This window comes from Azospirillum sp. ST 5-10, from assembly GCF_051225715.1.
Lineage (GTDB): Bacteria > Pseudomonadota > Alphaproteobacteria > Azospirillales > Azospirillaceae > Azospirillum.
The window spans coordinates 1-1949 of the sequence record NZ_JBPJSP010000075.1; the positions used below are offsets into that span (position 1 = coordinate 1).

General features: G+C 68.5%; 1 protein-coding gene. It reads right to left on the reverse strand.

The features are described from left to right. Positions 1 to 1949 (reverse strand): formate C-acetyltransferase (pflB, locus tag ACSBPG_RS31830; RefSeq protein WP_435541273.1); only part of this gene is annotated, 1949 nt, incomplete at both ends.

Genomic DNA, 1949 nt, shown 5'->3' on the forward strand with positions numbered 1-1949 from the left:
CGGGAAATGACGTCGAGCTGCTGCTCGCGCGTCAGCTTGATGAAGTTCACGGCGTAGCCCGAGACGCGGATGGTGAGCTGCGGGTACAGCTCGGGATGCTCCATGGCGTCGAGCAGGGTCTCGCGGTTGAAGACGTTGACGTTGATGTGGTGGCCGCCCTGGGCGAAGTAGCCGTCGAGCAGCCCCACCAGGTTCTCCACCCGCTCGCCCTCGGTCGGGCCGAGCGCGCCGGGCACGATGGTGAAGGTGTAGGAGATGCCGTCCTGGGCGTGCTGGTAGGGCAGCTTCGCCACGCTCGCCATCGACGCCACCGCCCCCTTGGTGTCGCGCCCGTGCATCGGGTTGGCCCCCGGCGCGAACGGCTGGCCGGCCTTGCGGCCGTCCGGCGTGCTGCCCGTCTTCTTGCCGTACACCACGTTCGAGGTGATCGTCAGCACCGACTGGGTGGGCAGCGCGTTGCGGTAGGCCTTCTGCTTGCGGATGCAGGCCATGAAGGTCTCGACCACCCACACCGCGATGTCGTCGACCCGCGCGTCGTTGTTGCCGAAGGCGGGGTAGGCGCCCTCGACCACGAAGTCGCTGGCCAGCCCGCGCTCGTCGCGCACCACCTTCACCCTTGCGTGCTTGATCGCCGACAGGCTGTCGGCCACCACCGACAGGCCGGCGATGCCGCAGGCCATGGTGCGCAGCACGTCGCGGTCGTGCAGGGCCATCTCCAGGCGCTCGTACATGTACTTGTCGTGCATGTAGTGGATGCAGTTGAGCGCGTTCATGTAGGCCTTGGCCAGCCACTCCATCATCGGCACGAAGCGGGCCACCACCTCGTCGTAGTCCAGCACCTCCGCCGTGATCGGCGCGAAGGCCGGGCCGACCTGCTCGCCCGACTTCTCGTCGCGCCCGCCGTTGATGGCGTAGAGCAGCGTCTTGGCCAGGTTGGCGCGGGCGCCGAAGAACTGCATCTGCTTGCCGATGCGCATGGCCGAGACGCAGCAGGCGATGCCGTAGTCGTCGCCCCAGAAGGCACGCATCAGGTCGTCGTTCTCGTACTGCACCGAGCAGGTCTTGATCGAGGTGTCGGCGCAGAAGCGCTTGAAGCCGTCGGGCAGGCTCTCCGACCACAGCACGGTGAGGTTGGGCTCGGGCGCCGGGCCCAGGTTGTGCAGGGTCTGCAGCATGCGGAAGCTGGTCCTGGTCACCAGCGTGCGGCCGTCCAGGCCCATGCCGCCGATGCACTCGGTCACCCAGGTCGGGTCGCCGGAGAACAGCTGGTCGTACTCCGGCGTGCGCAGGAAGCGCACCAGCCGCAGCTTCATCACGAACTGGTCGATCAGCTCCTGCGCCTCGTCCTCGGTCAGCCGACCCTCGGCGAGGTCGCGCTGGACGTAGACGTCGAGGAAGCTGGAGACGCGGCCGAGCGACATGGCGGCGCCGTTGGCCTCCTTGACGGCGGCGAGATAGGCGAAGTAGGTCCACTGCACCGCTTCCCGGGCGGTGGCCGCCGGACGGCGCACGTCGAAGCCGTAGTTGGCGGCCATCTCGACCAGTTCGCCGAGCGCCCGGATCTGCTCGGAGATCTCCTCGCGCAGGCGCAGGGCCTCCTCGTCGATGCGGTCGAGGGCGAGCGAGGCGAGCTGGGCCTTCTTGTCCTCGACGAGGAAGTCGGCGCCGTAGAGAGCGAGGCGGCGGTAGTCGCCGATGATGCGGCCGCGGCCGTAGGCGTCGGGCAGGCCGGTGATGACGCCGGACTTGCGGCAGCGCAGCATCTCGTCGGTGTAGACGTCGAAGACGCCGTCGTTGTGGGTCTTGCGCAGGGAGGGGAAGACCTCCTGCAGCTTGGGCGAGGGGGTGAAGCCGTAGGCCTCCAGCCCGGCCTTGACCATCCGCCAGCCGCCGAAGGGCATGATCGCGCGCTTCAGCGGCCGGTCCGTCTGCAGGCCGACGACGACCTC